Source organism: Flavobacterium sp. (assembly GCF_004295795.1).
Classification (GTDB): Bacteria; Bacteroidota; Bacteroidia; order Flavobacteriales; family Flavobacteriaceae; genus Flavobacterium.
Window position 1 is genome coordinate 146,691 of record NZ_SEBR01000003.1, and the last position, 19,698, is coordinate 166,388.

General features: G+C 47.8%; 11 protein-coding genes. 8 read left to right on the top strand and 3 right to left on the bottom strand.

What is annotated here, in order from left to right:
• Nucleotides 1-4: 4 nt before the first annotated feature.
• Nucleotides 5-811, bottom strand: a complete 807-nt coding sequence (locus EOO49_RS03060; RefSeq protein WP_290842607.1) for a glycogen/starch synthase — start codon at nucleotides 809-811, stop codon at nucleotides 5-7.
• A gap of 108 nt (nucleotides 812-919) precedes the next feature.
• Here EOO49_RS03060 and panC point away from each other — a divergent pair, with 108 nt between their 5' ends.
• The 6 genes from panC to EOO49_RS03090 all read left to right on the top strand — a co-directional run bounded on the left by panC (nucleotide 920) and on the right by EOO49_RS03090 (nucleotide 7,763).
• Entirely contained in the window at nucleotides 920-1,768 is an 849-nt protein-coding gene (panC, locus tag EOO49_RS03065; protein WP_290842608.1) for a pantoate--beta-alanine ligase, read from the top strand.
• Between the two features lie 14 nt (nucleotides 1,769-1,782).
• Nucleotides 1,783-2,133 (top strand): aspartate 1-decarboxylase, encoded by a 351-nt coding sequence (panD, locus tag EOO49_RS03070; RefSeq protein WP_290842610.1) that lies wholly within the window; start codon nucleotides 1,783-1,785, stop codon nucleotides 2,131-2,133.
• A gap of 2 nt (nucleotides 2,134-2,135) precedes the next feature.
• Nucleotides 2,136-3,101 (top strand): lysylphosphatidylglycerol synthase transmembrane domain-containing protein, encoded by a 966-nt coding sequence (locus EOO49_RS03075; RefSeq protein ID WP_290842612.1) that lies wholly within the window; start codon nucleotides 2,136-2,138, stop codon nucleotides 3,099-3,101.
• Between the two features lie 72 nt (nucleotides 3,102-3,173).
• Nucleotides 3,174-4,322 carry an alpha/beta hydrolase-fold protein gene (locus EOO49_RS03080; RefSeq protein ID WP_290842614.1) on the top strand — a complete coding sequence of 383 codons (1,149 nt, stop codon included), beginning with the start codon at nucleotides 3,174-3,176 and terminating at the stop codon, nucleotides 4,320-4,322.
• 64 nt (nucleotides 4,323-4,386) lie between these two features.
• A complete protein-coding gene (gene radA / locus EOO49_RS03085; RefSeq protein ID WP_290842615.1) occupies nucleotides 4,387-5,748 on the top strand; it encodes a DNA repair protein RadA in 1,362 nt (453 codons plus the stop codon).
• A 47-nt stretch (nucleotides 5,749-5,795) separates the two neighbouring features.
• Nucleotides 5,796-7,763: a biosynthetic peptidoglycan transglycosylase gene (locus EOO49_RS03090; protein WP_290842616.1), complete on the top strand. Its 1,968-nt coding sequence runs from the start codon at nucleotides 5,796-5,798 to the stop codon at nucleotides 7,761-7,763.
• Here the strand turns inward: EOO49_RS03090 and EOO49_RS03095 are convergent.
• Nucleotides 7,760-8,254, bottom strand: a complete 495-nt coding sequence (locus EOO49_RS03095) for a regulatory protein RecX (protein WP_290842618.1) — start codon at nucleotides 8,252-8,254, stop codon at nucleotides 7,760-7,762. The genes EOO49_RS03090 and EOO49_RS03095 overlap by 4 nt on opposite strands.
• Nucleotides 8,255-8,399: 145 nt before the next feature.
• On the opposite strand from EOO49_RS03095, the gene EOO49_RS03100 reads away from it, so the two are divergent.
• Nucleotides 8,400-14,225 carry a choice-of-anchor D domain-containing protein gene (locus tag EOO49_RS03100; RefSeq protein ID WP_290842621.1) on the top strand — a complete coding sequence of 1,942 codons (5,826 nt, stop codon included), beginning with the start codon at nucleotides 8,400-8,402 and terminating at the stop codon, nucleotides 14,223-14,225.
• A 179-nt stretch (nucleotides 14,226-14,404) separates the two neighbouring features.
• Entirely contained in the window at nucleotides 14,405-18,619 is a 4,215-nt protein-coding gene (locus EOO49_RS03105) for a choice-of-anchor D domain-containing protein (protein ID WP_290842623.1), read from the top strand.
• A gap of 47 nt (nucleotides 18,620-18,666) precedes the next feature.
• On the opposite strand, the gene EOO49_RS03110 is transcribed toward EOO49_RS03105, so the two are convergent.
• Entirely contained in the window at nucleotides 18,667-19,539 is an 873-nt protein-coding gene (locus EOO49_RS03110; protein WP_290842625.1) for a cupin-like domain-containing protein, read from the bottom strand.
• Nucleotides 19,540-19,698: the final 159 nt, after the last annotated feature.

Consider the following 19,698-nt stretch of genomic DNA (forward strand, 5'->3'; position numbering starts at 1 on the left):
GGGTTTACAAAACCGCCTGCTTATAGAAATTCGTATAGGCTTGGGCAAAAGTTTCTTTGGGGGCGAAAGGTAGAAAAGGTTTGCCCGAAGATTCTATAAATTTTGTTAAACTTGGAGACACGTTTTCAGAGGCGATAATCACTGCGTCAGAGTGCATTACCGAAGCTTTTATGATGTTTTCGTAGTCTGGGGTTTCAAGGAAAGAAACAGCGTCTTGAGGAACGTCGTCGAACATCACTTTCTTCATCATTTTGCTGTCGAGCGTGCCTTCGAAACCTTGTCCGTAGACCGAAGTCACGATTTTGGTGTGCGCAAACAAAGCCTCGTCCTTGTAATAATGTTTCATGTAGATTGGAAGCATCGCCGCCATCCAACCGTGAACGTGGATGATGTCCGGAACCCAATTCAGTTTCTTGACCGTTTCCACGACGCCTTTCGCAAAGAAAATGGAACGTTCGTCGTTGTCCGGATACAAATTTCCGTCTTCGTCGGTAAACGTCGACTTTCGCTTGAAATATTCGTCGTTGTCGATAAAATAAACCTGGATGCGCTCTTTCGGAATCGATGCGACCTTAATGATTAAGGGCATGTCGAGATCATTAACCACTAAATTCATCCCCGAAAGACGTATCACTTCATGCAATTGGTGTCTTCTCTCATTAATATTTCCGTAACGCGGCATGAAGATTCGTATCTGTCCGCCTTGATCATTGATCATTTTCGGGACGTCGTAAGACATCAAAGACACTTCATTTTCAGCGAGATACGGAACAACCTCAGATGATACGTACAATATCCTCTTATCTTCCATAGGGTAAATCTCTTTTTCTTTAGGCAATAAAAAACAGGCAAAACTACGAAATTTTATGGTATTATTAACAAAAGTGATAATTTTGCGCTCCTTTTAACCTGACACTCCATGCTGATTTTCAACAATCAGAATGACCTTACTGCTCATCTTGAGACAGTAAGCGAACCTGAAGCCAAGATTGGATTTGTTCCGACTATGGGCGCGCTCCACGACGGACACTTATCGCTATTGAAGCAATCTGTATCCGATAATGCTCTGACAGTCATCAGCATTTTTGTGAATCCGACCCAATTCAACAACGCATCCGACCTCGAGAAATACCCGAGAACGCTCGAATCTGACGTCGAAAAGATAAGATCGGTGAACCCGGATATCATCGTGTTCGCTCCATCTGTAATAGACATTTACGGACAAAACGCCGTTTCGGAACATTTCGACTTCGACGGACTCGAAAACCAAATGGAAGGCGCGTTCCGTCCAGGCCATTTTGACGGTGTCGGAACAATCGTCAAACGGCTGTTCGAGATCGTGAAACCCACCAATGCATACTTTGGGGAGAAAGATTTCCAGCAACTCCAGATTGTCAAGAAACTCGTGTCCAAATACAAAATCCCTGTGAACGTCGTGCCTTGCGCCATTTTTCGCGAACCCAACGGACTTGCCATGAGCTCGAGAAACGAACGGCTGCCAAATGAAATCCGGGAAAGAGCGGCTGTCATTTACCAAAGCTTGCAGACTGCCAAACAGCACTTTGGCACGGAATCTGTCAGTCAGTTGCGCGACTCGGTTAAGACGATGATTGAAGGCGTGGAAGGATTTGAACTCGAATACTTCGAAATCGCCGACGAACAAACCCTGGTGCCGATCGAAAAAACGGAAAATAACCTGAAATATCGTGCTTTCATTGCAGTATTCGCAAACGAGGTGCGTTTAATAGATACGGTTTCACTAAATTAATTACCTTTGCCCCCATGTTAGTACATGTTGTAAAGTCGAAGATCCACCGCGTTTCTGTAACCGGAGCCGATCTTAATTATATCGGAAGCATCACCATAGATGAAGCCCTTATGGAAGCGGCAAACATCATCGAAGGTGAAAAAGTTTCGATCGTGAATGTCAACAACGGCGAGCGTTTTGAGACGTATGCCATCACCGGAAACCGCAACAGTGGCGAAATCCAGCTCAACGGACCGGCCGCGCGCAAAGTGCACAAAGGCGACATCATCATCATCATCGCTTACGGAATCCTCGAATTCGAAGAAGCCAAACAATTCAAACCAAGTCTCGTTTTCCCTAACGAGAAAGACAATTCCCTTACGTAATTTTGAAACAGAAGATAAGTAAATTCCTGTCTATAGTGCTTCCTATAGCGTTGGGAATCTATCTTATTTACTATACGTATTACAGTTTTACGCCGGAACAGCTCGTCGAGATCCGGTCGTATTTCAGGGATGCGAATTACTCCTACATCGTCCTTGGCGGATTCGTTGCCGTTCTCGGAAATATTTCCCGTGCCTGGCGCTGGAAATATCCGCTGGAACAAATGGGCTACAAGACGTCTTTCCTCAACAATTTCCTGGCGATAAATGTTTGTTATCTGCTCAATCTCGCCATTCCCAAATCTGGTGAAGTGAGCCGCGCGCTGATTCTGAAAAAGTACGAAGAAGTGCCGTTTGACAAAGGTTTCGGGTCGATCGTCGCCGAAAGATTGCTAGACGTGATCATCCTCTTTTCGTTCATGGTCCTGGCGTTTTTCATCCAATTCGACATCGTCAAGGCCTTCGTCCTTGACCAGATTCCAATCAACAAATTATTGCTTTACGGCGGAATCGCATTCGGATTTTGCATGGTCGCCCTGTGGTTCTACCTGTATTCGAGTTCCAAATTCATCCTGATGTTGAAAGACAAGATCTCGGGGTTGAAAGAAGGCGTTTTCAGTTTGATGAAGATGCAGAAAAAATGGCAGTTTATCGGTCACACGGTCTTTATCTGGCTTTCGTATCTGGCAACTTTTTACGTGACGATGTACGTTTTTCCGCAAACGGCAGTTTTGTCGTTCGGAGCCGCGATTTCGGCATTTGTCGTGGGAAGCATCGCCATCGCATTCACAAACAGCGGTTTCGGAAGCTATCCGTTCCTGATTTCGCAAATCCTGTTTTTTTACTCCATAAGCAAACCGATCGGAACCGCTTTCGGATGGATCGTCTGGTCGTCCCAGATGGTCGTCGTCCTTATCTTCGGATTCGCTTCTTTCCTGTTGCTGCCCGCGCTCAATCGCAGGAAATCTTAGCGTTTTGGCAATGAATTCGGCTTTCGTGCGCACCGATAATTTTGTTATCTTGGGCTCGAAACCAAAGACCTTATGAAAGCTTTCCTGACTTTTTTCGCCCTCGTCTTCACTGTGGCATTCGCTTCGGCACAACACACTGTAATCGACACGGTAAAATCCAAAAAACTCAACGCCGACCGCGAAATCAGCGTGGCACTTCCGCCATCTTACAAAAAAGACAAAACCCGTAAATATCCCATTTTGATTCTTCTCGACGGAGAATATCTGATGCCGGCTTTCACGGGCGCACTCGATTACGGCGCTTACTGGGAAGACATTCCGGAGATGATCGTCGTCGGAATCAGCCAAAACAAGAACAACGAACGCGAAGCCGACTGTAAATACGACAAGGAAACCGGTTTGCCTGAAGACACGGGAAACAATTTCTTCGACTTCATCGGAACCGAACTCATGCCGGCGATCGAGAAAAAATACCGCGTCGCGCCAATGCGACTTATTGCCGGTCACGACATGACGGCCGGTTTTGCGAATTTCTTCCTGTACAAAGACGTGCCGCTTTTCGACGCTTATATTTTGCTTAGCGCGGACATGCCAACGGGAATGGAAGAACAAATTCCCGAGCGACTTCAAAAAGTGCAAAAGCCAATTTGGTACTACCATTGCACGGCCGACGGAGACGTGAAAAAACTCACCACGAGAATCAAGAAACTCGACGACGCTGCCAAAGCCATAAAACGTCCGGGGTTGAATTATTACTTCGACGATTTCAAGGGCGCGTCACATTATTCGTTGGTCTTGTATGCGATTCCAAGTGCTCTTTATCAGTTTTTCTCGGTTTACCAACCTATTTCGGCAAACGAATTCAATGAGAAAATCGTCAAGCTGGAACAAGGTTACGTGCAATATCTGATTGACAAATATGCCACGATCGAGAAATCGATGGGCATGAAAATGAAAGTGCGCCTCAACGATTTCAAGGCGATCGAGGCCGCGCTTATCAAGAACAAAGCTTACAATGAATTCGATCAGTTGGCGCAATTGGCCGAAAAGAACTATCCGAAAACCATGCTCGCCGATTACGAAATGGGCATGATGTATGAGAAAAAAGGCGACAATGCGAGAGCGATTAAATCTTATATGAGAGCTTATCAGATGGAAGAAGTCGGAGATTTGACCAAGGACATGATGATAAACAAAGCCGACGAATTGAAGCGCCAATAAACGCTGCGATTGCATCGGAAAACTTCAAAGCCAAAATTAGAATAAACGCCTAAAAACCTTCGATGTGGCAAAAGTAAAAACAGCCTTTTTCTGCCAAAACTGCGGCACGCAATACTCCAAATGGCAAGGTCAGTGCAATTCGTGCAAGCAATGGAACACGATTGTCGAGGAAATTGTCCAAAAGGAAGAAAAGCCTGTCTGGCGCGCCTCGAATCACGACACCAAACGCGCCTCGAAACCGCTTCGCGTCTCTGAAATCGATTCGGCAGAAGAATATCGCCTCGATAGCATGGACGGCGAACTCAATCGCGTGCTTGGCGGCGGAATCGTTCCGGGATCGTTGATTCTGCTAGGCGGTGAACCCGGAATTGGGAAAAGTACCTTGCTGCTTCAGATTTCGCTCAAATTGCCGTTCAAGACGCTTTATGTTTCGGGAGAAGAAAGCCAGAAGCAGATCAAGATGCGGGCCGAAAGAATCGATCCGTCGAGCAACAATTGCTACATTCTCACAGAGACAAAAACCCAGAATATTTTCAAGCAAGTCGAGGAAATCGAACCCGATATTCTCATAATCGATTCGATCCAGACACTTCACACCGAATACATAGAAGCTTCGCCGGGATCGATCTCGCAAATTCGCGAATGCACGGCCGAACTCATCAAATTCGCCAAGGAATCGAACGTTCCGGTAATCTTGATCGGACACATCACAAAAGACGGAAACATCGCCGGGCCGAAGATTTTGGAACACATGGTCGACACCGTTTTGCAGTTCGAAGGCGATAGAAACCACGTTTACCGATTGTTGCGTTCGCTCAAAAACCGCTTCGGATCGACCGCCGAACTCGGGATTTACGAAATGCAAGGCAGCGGATTGCGCGAGGTTTCGAATCCGTCGGAAATCCTGATTTCGCATCGCGACGAGAATTTGTCGGGAACGGCGATCGCCGCAACTTTAGAAGGCATGCGTCCGTTGATGATCGAAATCCAGGCGCTGGTAAGCACCGCGGTTTACGGAACACCTCAAAGATCGACCACGGGTTACAACGCCAAACGGCTCAACATGATTCTCGCGGTTCTCGAAAAACGCGCGGGTTTCAGGCTCGGGACGAAAGATGTTTTCCTGAACGTGACCGGCGGAATCAACGTCGACGATCCGGCGATCGATTTGGCTGTTGTTGCGGCGATTCTTTCGTCCAACGAAGACATTCCGCTGCATAAGGATTGTTGTTTTGTGGGCGAGGTCGGGCTTTCGGGAGAAATCCGTCCGGTGAATCGCATCGACCAAAGAATACAGGAAGCCGAAAAACTCGGATTTTCGCAGATTTTCGTGTCCAAATACAGCAAGATTTCCGTGAAGAATGTCGGAATCAAAATCAGCCTCGTATCGCGCATCGAAGACGTCGCAACAGAACTTTTTGGTTAACATCTGTTAACATTTTAAATCTTATATTTAGTGTTTATTTGCGTCCGATGAAGAAAAGCACCAAAAAGAAAATCTACATTTCAATCGGTTCATTTTTTGCCTTGATCGTTTTGGCTTTGGTTGCCGTCTTTATTTTCCGCGACCAACTTCTGCACAAAGCCATCAGCAAGGTTTCGGACAAGATTTCTCAGGATTACGACAGCGATTTCTCGATTAAAGATGCCGAATTTACGGGCTTCAGTTCGATTCGGATGCAGGACATTTTGCTTGTTCCGAAAGGCAAAGACACACTTTTCAATGTAAAATCGCTCGACACCGAAGTCAATTTTTGGAAACTTTTCGCAGGCGATCTCCAACTCGGCCGGCTCATTGTAAAAGACGGATTCATCCAACTCGTAAAAAACAAGGACGGCAAAAACTTCGAAGCTTTTTTGCATCCGAAGAAAGACGAGGAGGAAATCGAGACCAACGAGCCTAAAAATTACGCCAAACTCGGTTATAGAATCCTGAATCGCGTGTTGAATCTCGTGCCTGAAAACATGCAGCTCGACAACGTTTCGCTTCGAATGGACGACATGGGACGCAAGGTCACGATGAAAATGGCCAAACTCGAGCTCAAGGACAAGCAATTGCGCACTACGATTGACGTCACGACCAATACGTTCGCCCAAAAATGGGAGATTTCGGGTTTTGCCGATCCGCGCGACAAAAAAACAGATCTGCGTTTTTATTCGACCGATACGCTGGGAATAAAAGTGCCGTGGGTCGACGAACGATACAATCTGAAATCTGGTTTCGATTCCATCCGACTCAAGGTTGACGACATCGATTACAGCGGTGGCGAGATGAAAATCGACGGCTTCAGTTCGATCGCGAATTTGCGTGTGAACCATCCGAAAATCGCTTCGAAAGACGTCGTGATCAAGAACGCACAATTCGATTACCACTTTTTGTTCGGTGCCGATTTTATCGCGGTCGACAGTTCGTCAACGGCGGTTTTGAACAAGATCAAATTCCATCCGTTCGCTTCTTATGATGTTTCGGAAGACACGATCTATAAGGTGAAAGTCGACATCCCGAAAATGCAGGCGCAAGATTTCATCAACTCGCTTCCCGAAGGACTTTTCACGCATTTCGAAGGCATGGAAGCCACGGGCGCATTCGACTACAAACTCAATTTCGCCTACAACAAGAACAAGCCGAATAAAACGGTTTTCGATGTAAAACTCACGCGTGACAACCTCAAGATCGTCAAATACGGAGAAGCCGATCTGGCAAAACTCAACGGCAGTTTCACGTATCGCGCCATCGAGAACGGCAAGCGCCTGCGTCCGATTCTGGTCAATCCGGTGAACATCTATTACACGCCATTGGATCAGATTTCGCCTTACCTGAAACGCGCGGTTTTGACTACAGAAGATCCTTCTTTTTATAACCATCGCGGGTTTATCGAAGATGCTTTCCGTCAGTCGATCGTGCAGAACATCAAGTCGAAAAGGTTCGCGCGCGGCGCAAGTACGATCTCGATGCAATTGGTCAAGAACGTGTTTTTGACGCGCGAGAAAACCTTGTCGCGAAAACTCGAGGAAATCCTGATGGTCTACATCATGGAAAACAATCACATCGTGAGCAAGAACCGCATGTATGAAGTGTATCTGAACATTATAGAATGGGGTCCGAATGTCTATGGAATCGGGGAAGCGTCCTTGTTCTATTTCCTGAAACATCCAAGCGAACTCAACCTGAACGAATCGCTTTTCCTGGCGAGCATCATCCCGAAACCCAAGAAATTCATGTGGCAATTTGACGGAGAAGCGACGCTGAAACCTTATTTGGTGCGCCACAATTCCTCCTTGAAAAACACGATGATGCGACGCGGTTGGCTCACGCCGAATGACACGACGGCACAAACCAAAAAAGTCGTGCTTTACGGAGCGGCGCGTGCCTACGTGAAAAAAGAGGACGAGAAAATCATCAATGTCGACACTTTGTCGATAGATGAATTCGACTTTTAACGACCACTTTCCAGCTCGCGAAGTTTGTCGTAAACCAAATTCGATTCGAAACCTTTTCGCAGCAGGAAATCGCAGAACTTCTTGCGCTTGGCCTGAGTGATCGCGCCTGTAATCGATTCCCAGTGTTTTTCGGCAGTGTCGTGAAAAGTGGACTGATATTCCTCGAGCGAGATTTCCTTCAAAGCCGTGCTGATGTTTCGCTGTGAGATATTTCGTATTTTGAGTTCATTCGTGATGCGAACCTTTCCCCATTTTTTGATGCGGTGTTTTCCTCGTGCAAAAGCAATCGAGAACCTTTCTTCGTTGAGGAAATTGTGCTCAATCAAATGCCCGATAATGTGGTCGATCGCTTCCTGGATCATAGACATGGAGCGGAGTTTGCTCACAACTTCATCGTGACAACGCTCCTGGTAGGCGCAATACGCTTCCAGTTTTTGGCGCGCCTCGTTTACCGTGTACGTTTTGTGAGTTTCGAACCTTTTGTCGGCCATCTTTCAATGTTAATAATTCTGTAACGTAATTTATTTGAGAATTAGTGATTTAGGGCTAAATTTGTTGCCCCGAAGAAATTTGGGAAAATGATAACGAATATACGCCGTAAATTGAATCTAAGAAAAAACAAAACTGCCCGACTTAATGAAATTTAAATTACTACTTCTTGCCCTGGGATACCTATGCCTGGGAGAAATCGCTTACGCACAGTCGATTTGGGAGAATCCGATTACCGGAACAAACCCTAGTTCAACGAACCCTTACACTGCCGGACAGACCGTAGATACTAACATTACGGTTTCTGGAATTGGAACTTCAGGTGTTACTGTGCAAACCGCAAATGACCGATATAATACCTCCGGTTGGAACGGTGCGGCTATAAACGTAGCCAGATATTTCACTTTTACGCTTACGCCGAATTCGGGCAGCCGAATCAATTTCGTGAGTTTTGCTTATAATGGACAAGCTTCAGGAACTGGTCCGACGAGTTTTGCGGTAAGGTCTAGTTTGGATGGATACGCTACAAATATCGGAACTGCTGCGGTTACAGGAACAAATATTTCTTTGGCGGCTGCAGCGTACCAGAACATAACGAGCGCAATCACTTTCCGCGTCTACGCATGGGGCGCTAGTGCCGCCGGAGGAACTTTCAGTATAAACGATTTTATCTTCAACGGAACAGTAATAAACGGCTTCGTTACAGCACAAGACGGCGCATGGTCAACAGGTGCAACCTGGGTTGGAGGCGTCGCGCCAACATCGGCACAAAATGCAACCGTACGCCATGCGGTAACAGACAATGTCGGAATCACGAGAAACGCGGGAAGTTTCACCACGATTGACGCCGGCGCATCGTTGATTACTTCGGCAGGTTACACCAACAACGGATCGACAACCGTAGATGGTACTTATATCGCGGCTTCGGCAACAACGATAAGTACAGGATCGACTTTCAGGATAAACGGAACGCTCCAAATGAACACGGGCGGAACGTTCGCCACAAACGCTCCGGTTTATGGAAACGCGTCAACATTGAATTATGCGTCGGGAGGCAACTTCGGACGCGGTCTGGAATGGAGCGCGATCGGCGTAGGAACAATCGGCACGACCGCAGGTTATCCAAACAACATTTCACTTTCTAACAACACGACGCTCAATTACATCAACGGTACTTCGGGAAGCGTTGGCAACAAAGCCTTGGCGGGAGATTTGACCATTGCCACAGGATCGACATTTGCAATGAACTTCGGCGGATTGTCGCCAGGCGGATTCCTTACCGTGAACGGAAACGTTTTGTTTTCGGGAACGCTCGCTTTGGGGCCAAACGCTACAGACGATCTGAAACTCGGCAACAATTTCACGGTAAACACCGGAACTTTCACGCACAACAACCGTCGCGTGTTCTTTGTCAAGAATGGTGTTCAGCAAATATCCACGACGAATTTGCTAACTATTCCTTACGTTGTTTATCAGCCGGTTACCGGCAGCACGACTATAACGCTGATTGGGCCAAACAACCTAATCGTAAGCGCTCCGGTAGGCGGAAACGCAATCACGTTTAACAGTACGGCGGACGTATTCAGCCTAAACGGACTTGGACTTACAATTGGAACTGCGGGCGTTGCCAACACCATTTCGGGAGGCGGAACTTTCAGCGGAACGGCCACTTCAAACCTGACTTTGTTAGGAACCGGAAGCATCGGAACGTTGAGTTTCACCACTGGCGGGCAATCGCTGAACAATTTTACCATCAACAGAACTGCCAACGCGACTGCGGCCACTTTGGGAACGCCACTTTCGGTTGTGGGAACTTTGGCCTTGACGGCAGGACGCCTCGACGTCGGAAACTTTCCGCTTACGATTGGAGCTGCCGGAGCAATCACCGCGACGACAGATTACGTAATCGCAGACAGGTCGGCCGGAGCAAATGCGGCTTTGAGAAAAGTCTTTACGGCGAATCCTGCGGGTTATGTTTTTCGTGTAGGCGATAACAACGCTTCTGCGGATGGTTCGCAATATTCGCCTGCAACGGTTACGACCACGGGAGCGACTTATGCGGCAAACGCTTACATTTCGGTAGCGGTGAACGATATCGAGCATCCGAATTATGAAGCTTCGACAGATTACATTTCGCGCTATTGGGATATTTCGGCAAACGGAGTTACAGGAATCACCACATTTACGGCTTCGGGAACTTATACCGATGCCGATGTCGTAGGAAACGAAGCGAACTACACCGGAAATCGCTACAGCGGAACGGCTTGGAGCGATCCCGGAACAGGCGTGAACGCTGCAACAAACGTGATTGCGCCAGTTCCTGGTTTTGTCTCAGGAGCGACGCACGCTTTGACCGCCGGCCGACGTGATCCTGACATCAACATTAAGCAAGCGGCGACGAATTATCTGCACAACAGCACTTATGCGTTCGGAACGCAACTTGTCGGGAGCACTACAGATATTACGTTCACGATAGAAAACCTCGGACAACAAGACCTTACGTTTTCGGCCGCGACCGTCACCAACACAACCGGAACAGGTTTCGGTTTCAATCCGGCGTTTGTTTTGACGCCGTCGATTCCAGGTCCGACGGGAACACGAACTTTCGTGATTCGATTCGCCCCGGGCGCAGTTGGCGCTTTTGCCGGCAATGTGAGTTTTACGACCAACGATCCGTCAGGCAATGAGAATCCATACGTGATCAACTTTACAGGAAATGCGATTACGCCGGTTCCGGAAATCAACATCAAAGGTTTTACTGGCGGAACCAACAATATCGTGAGTGGCGCCACAACGGCAAACTCGCTAAATAATACGCAATTTGCGGCTACGAACATTGGCGCTACAACGGCACCGAAAGACTACGAAATACAGAATCTTGGAACGGCTGTCTTAAATTTGACAGGAACGCCAATCGTAACGCTCGCTGGCGCGAATCCCGGAGATTTTGCAGTTTCGACACAGCCATCAACAAACGCAGTAGCCGTTGGAACAAGCACGGTTTTTTATATCACTTTTTCACCGACCGCAGTTGGCGTAAGAACGGCAATCGTATCAATCGCAAATAACGATTCTGACGAAAATCCTTACACTTTCCTGATTCAGGGAACTGGAGTTTGTACGGCGGCTACAAACGTGATTACTCCGGCAACTGGTCCGGCGGGAACTGTGGTCACGATTACGGCTTCGGTCAACAATCTTACGGGCGCAACAGTTACTTTCAGCGGTATTCCTGCTGTCGTGACGCAAATTTCGGCAACTCAAATAACCGCGGTCGTTCCTGTTGGCGCGATCAGCGGGAATATCGTCACGACGAATGCTTCGGGTTGTCAAGGCTCGAATCCGTTTACAGTGATCGATACTCACACTGTTGGTTGTGAAGGAACGTCGGGTGCGATTCCGGGTGATTTGTTCATCAGTGAAGTGACAGATGCGACAACGGGTGGAGTAAGCTACGTTGAAATCTTTAATGGAACAGGGTCAACCGTAAACCTGACGGATTACCAGGTGCGTGTACATTCTGACGGATCGATGGGAGCGCCTGTAACGAATGTCACACTGATTGGTACACTTAGTCCGTTGTCGACATACACACTGGCGATAGGTGTTAACGGATCACCAAACGCTACGAATACATGTTTGACTCCGGGCGGAAATGGGCAATTCGCAAATCAGACCTCTGGAGCTGGCGGAATTAACTTCGATACTGGAGGAAATGATTATATCGGGCTTTACAGAATTAGCTTAGGTAGTTTTGTCGATTCATTTGGAATTTTTGGAAGTGCTACTTGGGCAGATGGATTAGGACTTGGTGATCGCGGAGCAGCTTTCAGGAGAAAAAATAACGTCACGGTTCCGAAATACAATTACACCAATGCCGATTGGGACATTACAGACTGGGCAGGTCAAGCACAAGCATCTTGCTCTACAAACGATTACTCTGACATCGGAACATTCAACTTCCTTTCAGGTACGCCACCAACAATAACACTTCAGCCGACATTTACGCCAAGTTGTAAAGAAACTGCTTTCACGGTGGCCGCGACTGAGGGTTATGCGGGCGGAAACGCGTTGGCTTATCAATGGTATGTGGCTGCTCCGGGCGCGGCGAACTGGACGGCTTTGACCAATTCGGGCGTTTATTCGGGAGTAACGACTACGACACTTTCGGTTTCAAGCATCACCGGACTCACGGGCTATCAGTATTATGCTCAGGTTCGTGAAAATGGAGCAAGTTGCTACACGGCATCCCATGCAGTAATGATCACAGGAGTACAAACGGTAACGTGGAATGGAACGGCTTGGTCGCCAACAGCTCCGAACTCTACAACACCTGCGATCATCAACGGAAATTACAATACCGCGGCCAACGGAAGTTTCGAAGCATGCAGCCTCACGGTAAACGGATCGCGCACTTTGGTGATTTCCCCAAACACTTACGTTTCAATCGTGAACGACTTGTCGGTTTTGGCCGCGGGAACACTTCAAGTGCAAAACAGCGGATCGCTCGTCATGATAGACAACAACGGAATCGTGACGAACAACGGGACAACCCAGGTTTTCAGGACGACAACTCCATTCAGAAAATACGATTATACTTATTGGTCTTCTCCGGTTGCCAATACGACACTCGGCGCAGCGATGCCAGGCTGGCGTTTCGATTATTCGTGGACGTTCAACACGGCAAATTACAGCGATGTGACTGGCCCGAACGGAACAGGTCCGGCCGATGGTTTCGACGACAATAACGACACATGGATCCACGCGGGAGCCGGTGCAACAATGATTCCGGGAAAATGTTACGTGGTGATGACGCCAACGAATCTCGGAACCTATCCGGCAACTGCTACTGCGACGTTTTCTGGAGCGGTGAACAACGGTATAATTTCGTTCCCGATTTCCTTGAGCGCCAATCCAGCCGATAATGGGGACGATTACAATTTGGTCGGAAACCCTTATCCATCGGCACTTTTCGCTGATCCTTTCATCAATCTGAATACCAATATTTCGGGGACATTGTTGTTCTGGACACATTCAACTCCCGTTTCTAATACGGCGCCTGGTCCTTACCAAAGCAATTTCGTCACGACAGATTATGCAATGTACAACTTGAGCGGCGGTGTGGCGAGTTCAAACGGCGGAGCGCAACCAACGGGTTATATCGCAAGCGGGCAAGGCTTTTTCGTTGAAGCTGAGGCATCGGGCAATCTTGTGTTCAACAACGGCATGCGGGACAAAGGCTTTTCAAACAACAATTTCTACAGGAATACGAACACTTTGGCTCAAACCGCTCCGGCGCAAAAAGACAGGGTTTGGCTCAATTTCCAGCATCCGATTGGATTGTTCAGCCAGGTTTTGTTTTACTATACGGATGATGCGACTTTGGGCGTAGACAGAGGTTATGACGGCGTCGTGGCCAATGCCGGGAATTCGGTGAGTCTTTATTCGTTCATTGATTCGGACAAATACCGCATCCAGGGAAGACCTGCGTTTTCGACCACCGATGTGATTCCGTTGGGCGTGAACACTGCCTTGCCGGGAACTTACACCATCAGTATCGAGCACGCCGAAGGAATTTTGAACGATGCTTCCGTGCCGATTTATCTTGAGGACAAACTGCTCAACGTTTTCCATAATCTAAAACAAGGCCCGTATTCTTTCGATTTGGGATTGGGAACTGTCGACAACAGGTTCCAGTTGCGTTATGCCGAAAATGCGCTCGGAAATCCGGATATTGAAACGCCTATCAATCAAATCCAGGTTGTCTCTACGGGCAATTCCGTGATGGTTCGTTCGGTTGGTGAGAACATTTCCGAAGTTGAGATTTTCGATCTTTTGGGGCGTTCGATCATCGTCAGAAAGAACGTAAACCAAACTGATATTGAAGTTCCGTTGAACATTCAGGAACAAGCCTTGTTGGTAAAAGTCAAACTCATCGACGGGACAAGTATTTCAAGAAAAATCGTACACTAAAACGATAGCGCTGGCGACTCAAAAAATTCTGTTAAAATCCATAAGAAAAAACCGATGTAATTCATCGGTTTTTTTTGCTTTTTGTCGATAATAGGCAAACGCTAAGTATCTAGCTCTCTTTTCTTTGTAAGTTTGAAAGCTACATTTCCACCAAACATTCAGCCTGAAACCTACTCGTTATGAAAATCAGATTTTTACTGTCCTTGCTGTTTCTCTTTTCGATCTTTGCGGTCGGTCGGGCGCAGGTCAACCTAACGGAAGCGGTGCCAACCGTCACTATCGACTTTTCGGCTTCGATGCCAACGTCGGTAGGAACGAGTCCGGGCACGGCTTACAAGGCGGCGGGATTTTCACCAAACCCAACCGTGGCGGGACGTTTGAACTCGAATGCTTGGGACGTTAGAGGTTTTGACTTTGGAACTTTGGGATTTGGCGGAACACAAACCGTAGACGACTTCGGACGCGGACAAATCACCGCTCCGGTTTTGACAGGCGGGCTTTACGCCTATACCGAACTTCCGGGAACGGTCGCCAATCCGGCCTTCATGGTGCAACCTGCGGCCACAGACTTCAATCCGGGTTCGATTGTGTTGCGCGTTAGAAACAACGGCACGACCAACATGACGCAGCTTTCGGTTTCTTACAATCTGTTTATCAGAAATGACGAAGGCCGCGCCAACTCTTTCAATTTCTCACATTCCAACGATGACGTCGTTTATCAGGCAGTTCCGACTCTTGACTATATTTCACCCGAAGCTCCGGATGCTTTCCAATGGACGGCAGTAGGCGTTTCACCGGCGCGATCGACAATAATCACGGGAATCAACGTCGCTCCGGGCCAATATTATTATTTGCGTTGGACAAGTGAAGACGTTAGCGGAACGGGCGACCGAGACGAATTTGGACTGGACGACATCGTAATCTCGGGCACTTACGGACCGGCCGCTCCCGAAATCAACGTGAGAGGCGTTTCCGGAATCACGGTTCTTTCGGGTGACACAACACCAACCGTAGCCGAAGGGACAGACTTCGCTCCAATCGGATCGCCTTTGTCCACAATCGGCGCAAGCCTCAACACCACATTCAAAATCGAGAACCTCGGTGGAGCGATTCTGAATGTCACCAATATTACGATCACAGGCCCGCAAGCCGCCGATTTTGCGATATTCCTTCCTACGGGCGCGAGTTCGCCAACGGGCGCGATCCAACCCGCGGGCAGTCCGACGAACTATCGCGAGCTCACCATCAAATTCGATCCTAGCGACGAAGGTTTGCGAAAAGCCCGAGTGACGATTTACAACAACGATTCTGACGAAAGCGTTTATTGGTTTGACATCCAAGGTTACGGAATCATTCCAAAACCCGATATTAACGTCAAAGGAAATACGGGCGGAACGGCAAATATCACAAGTGGTAACATGATTCCCGTTGCCGGAAACAATACGCTTTGGGTAGCCGATCAAATCGTCGGAACGAGCCTTACAAAAGACTACAGAATCCAGAATACGGCCAACATCGCATCGGTTTTACAGCTTACGGGAACGCCGGCAGTTCAGATTGGCGGGGCAAATCCCGGTGATTTTGTCGTGACGACACAACCGACGCTCTTGAACATAAACGGTGGTTTCGGATCGAACTTCGTAATCACTTTTACGCCTCAAGCTTCGGGAATCAGAACGGCTTTGGTTACGATCCAGAATAACGATCTGATTGCCGATCCGTTTACAGGATTGACCGAAAGTCCTTATACTTTTTTGGTGCAAGGAAAAGGAGTCGCTCCAGAAATCGACATCACGGGCAACGCTCAGCCAATCGTCAGCGGAAGTACGACACCAACGCTGATCAACCACACATTCTTCGACAATCTCAACATCACGGGTGCGTTTTTGGATCGAATTTACACAATCAGGAATACGGGAAATACACCACTCACGATTGGCGCGCTTACATTGACAGGCGCGAATGCCTCGGAGTTTTCGATCATTTCGCTTCCGACGGCTTCTTTGGCGATAAACGCGACAACTACTTTTACGATCAGATTTGACCCATCTTCGGTTGGCGTTAAAAATGCTGTTGTGAATTTGGTCAACAACGATTACGACGAAAATCCATACACTTTCGCGATTCGCGGTTACGGACTCGATTATGTGCCGTGCGCTTACGGACTCGTCGAAACGATCGCCGTCCAGGATTTTGAGACGACTCCTGCGACTCCAAGTTGGGCGTATTCAGGAACAGGTTATACGGTTGCCGCCGGCACTGCTTACGGAGCGTCTGGTGATGCCGGAACATCCTCTCGTTTTATTGGCGGCCGAAGCCTGCAAGTGAACAACGCGACTTCAGTCGTGACGTTCAACGCGATCAACACCTCGCTTTACAGTGATATCGAACTGACTTTGCGCTTGGCTTCGCTTTCGACGACCGCCGCCGAAGGCAGCGACGCCACAGACAAAATCACCGTTTCGGTAAGTGCCAACGGCGGTTTGACTTGGTCGAGCGAATTCGATTTAAGCGGAAATACAGATGCCAAATGGAGTTTCGTTTCGGGAAGCGGAATTTTGGCATTGCCATACGACGGAAATAATGTAGTAACAAATTTTGCCACGGCAGCAGCAGGTTTCGTGACAACAAACGGAATGGGAACGCTGCGGCTTTCGAATCTTCCGAAAACGACGAATCTCATGGTTCGCGTGACACTGGCCAACAACAACACAGCCGAGATTTGGGCAATCGACAACGTAAGTTTATTCGGGCGAAAGGAAATCACGACGACTTGGCTGGCTTCGAACACTTGGTCGAACGGCGCTCCGACGCAAACCACAAAGGCGATTTTCGACGCCAATTACAACACATCTTCCGGAAACATCCAGGCTTGTAAATGTCAGGTGAACGCCGGACGGACGATTACGGTCAACAGCGGGCAGTTCCTGAATATAGAAAGCGACATCGAGAACGCCGGATCGATCGTGGTTGAAAGCGGTGGAAGTATCGTCCAACGAAATGATTTTGCAGCAAACATAGGAAGCGTGACCGTCAAGCGGAATTCAACCGCGATGCGCAAATACGACTTCACCTATTGGTCGTCACCGGTGTCAGGACAAACCTTATTCAATTTGTCTCCAAATACCAGATCGGACAAATATTACATTTTCAATACGCCAACAAACAGCTGGCAAACTGTTCCGAGTTCGACCATAATGACGCCGGGAATCGGATACATTGTCCGCGCTCCTGATACTTATACGACGTCTCCACAAATTTACGCAGCTTCTTTCGTCGGGATTCCGAACAATGGATTTGTCACGCCGACGGTCTACAACTCGACCGGAACCTGGAATCTTATCGGAAATCCATACCCGTCGGCGGTGAATGCCGATACATTCCTGCAATTGCCGTCGAATTCGGCTCTGCTTACCGGAACGCTTTACTTTTGGACGCACAACACACCGGTCACGAGTTTGGTCTACAACTACGGAGATTATGCCGTTTACAATCTTTTGGGCGGAACGGGAACTTTGGCCGCGCCGAACATCGGGATCAACAATACGGTTCCGAATGGAAAAATAGCGTCGGGACAAGGATTTTTCGCGATTGGGAAAGCAGTCGGAAACGTGACTTTCAACAACAGCATGAGAATTACGGGTAACAATACGACGTTCTTCAGACCCGATTTGCAAGGACACGCGAACACGGTGGTTTCGGCTCCTTCAGAAGTGGAGCGTCACAGAATCTGGCTCGACATCTCAAACTCACAAAATTGGTTCAAGCAGATTTTGGTCGGATATGCACAAGGCGCGTCCAATGAATTTGACGAAGCTTTCGACGGACCTTTCATCGACGCAGGAAACGATTTAACATTTTACTCGCTTATAGACGAAAATCCTTCGATGTTCACGATTCAAGGACGTGCGCTGCCGTTCGCAGACAGTGACAAAATCAAGATCGGATACAAAACCAACGCAGCCGGAAGTTTCACGATTTCGATGGAAGGCTTTGACGGAATTTTCGAAAACCAGCAAATCTATCTCGAGGACAAACTTCTAAATGTGATCCACGATCTGAAACAAAGCGCTTACAGCTTTACGACCGCCGTTGGAACGTTCGATACTCGTTTCGAATTGCGTTTTACGACCGAACAACTTTCCACACCAGATTTAGCTTCGGAAAATGCGGTTTCCGTCGCGGTGAACAACCAATCGGTGCAATTGCGCTCGAAAGGCGAAGTGATCGAATCTGTCGAGATTTACGATATGTTGGGACGAAATCTTTACTCCAAAAAGGGAATTCAAGCCACTATTTTTTCAATTGACAATCTGTCGAAAAGCCAGCAATCGCTTGTCGTGAAAGTCAAACTTGCAAATGGAGCGATCGTTTCCAAGAAAATCATCTATTAAAAACATCCACCAAATAAAAAGCCCCGACCAAAAATCGGGGCCTCGTTTTATACGGGAATTCCGAGCGATTTGTGGGTTCGAACCACGGCCTGCTCGTTCTTGTAGTCGATCCACGATTGGCCTTTCCATTTTCGCATGAAATTGTCGTAATGGCGCATGATGAAAATGTTGTAGACGGCGCGTCCGAGGTTGGTGAATTCGCGCGGGAGCGACCGCAAACTCATCGAGAAACCCGGAGTCAGATATTTCATGTAATGCCAGTAACCTTCGGGCATGTAAAGCATTTCGCCGTGTTTGAGATCGGTGACCAAACCTTTGGCATGTTTCAACGCGGGAAATTTCTCCAAATCTGGATCGTCGTAGTCGATGTCTTCACGTGAAATCAGCGCGTGCGGGACTTTGTAGAGATAAGGCGTTTGGTTGGGCGCGAAAAGCACGCAACGTTTTTTTCCGTGGAAGTGAAAATGCAGAATATTGGAGTAGTCGATGTCGTAATGGATGAAGACTTTGGAGTTTTGTCCGCCAAAGAACAGCATCGGCATTTGTTTTATCAGATTCAGACCCAAATCTGGCCAACGGAAATCCTCTCGCAGTTTGGGAACTTTCGCGACAAGATTGTAGAGAAAAATCCGATAATTCGTAGGCTTTGATTCGAGCAGATCGATGTAATCGGACATCTTCATCTTGGCGTGTGCTTCGTTGAACTTGTCCTTGTGCGAAACCGGACGGTCGTCATACAAAGGCACGACCTCGTTTCCCGCCAGTCCTTTTATGTACTCGAAGTGCCATTTTTTGTAGGCTGGCCAATCTTCAGTAAGTTTTTCGATGACGACCGGCTTTTGTTTTTTGACGTAATTATTGTAGAAATCCTCTTTTGAGATAGATTCCACACGCTCAATTTCGGTTAGGTTCAATGACATATTTCGTTGTGTTGTTTAGGCGCAGATCCAAATGGAGTTGAAATGCACTACTAAAGTTAGCGAGTGTTACCGAATTGTAAAATCGGGTCGTTGCTAAACTTTTCACAAAAATAGCGGTCGGATTCGGGGTCGATTTTGGTCGGAATCCAGATGTATAAA

Excerpts from the sequence above, each read along its gene's own strand:
- EOO49_RS03060 (WP_290842607.1), bottom strand. The coding sequence starts at position 811 with ATGGAAGATAAGAGGATATTGTACGTATCATCTGAGGTTGTTCCGTAT.
- panC (WP_290842608.1), top strand. The coding sequence starts at position 920 with ATGCTGATTTTCAACAATCAGAATGACCTTACTGCTCATCTTGAGACA.
- panD (WP_290842610.1), top strand. The coding sequence starts at position 1,783 with ATGTTAGTACATGTTGTAAAGTCGAAGATCCACCGCGTTTCTGTAACC.
- EOO49_RS03080 (WP_290842614.1), top strand. The coding sequence starts at position 3,174 with ATGAAAGCTTTCCTGACTTTTTTCGCCCTCGTCTTCACTGTGGCATTC.
- EOO49_RS03090 (WP_290842616.1), top strand. The coding sequence starts at position 5,796 with ATGAAGAAAAGCACCAAAAAGAAAATCTACATTTCAATCGGTTCATTT.
- EOO49_RS03095 (WP_290842618.1), bottom strand. The coding sequence starts at position 8,254 with ATGGCCGACAAAAGGTTCGAAACTCACAAAACGTACACGGTAAACGAG.
- EOO49_RS03100 (WP_290842621.1), top strand. The coding sequence starts at position 8,400 with ATGAAATTTAAATTACTACTTCTTGCCCTGGGATACCTATGCCTGGGA.
- EOO49_RS03105 (WP_290842623.1), top strand. The coding sequence starts at position 14,405 with ATGAAAATCAGATTTTTACTGTCCTTGCTGTTTCTCTTTTCGATCTTT.
- EOO49_RS03110 (WP_290842625.1), bottom strand. The coding sequence starts at position 19,539 with ATGTCATTGAACCTAACCGAAATTGAGCGTGTGGAATCTATCTCAAAA.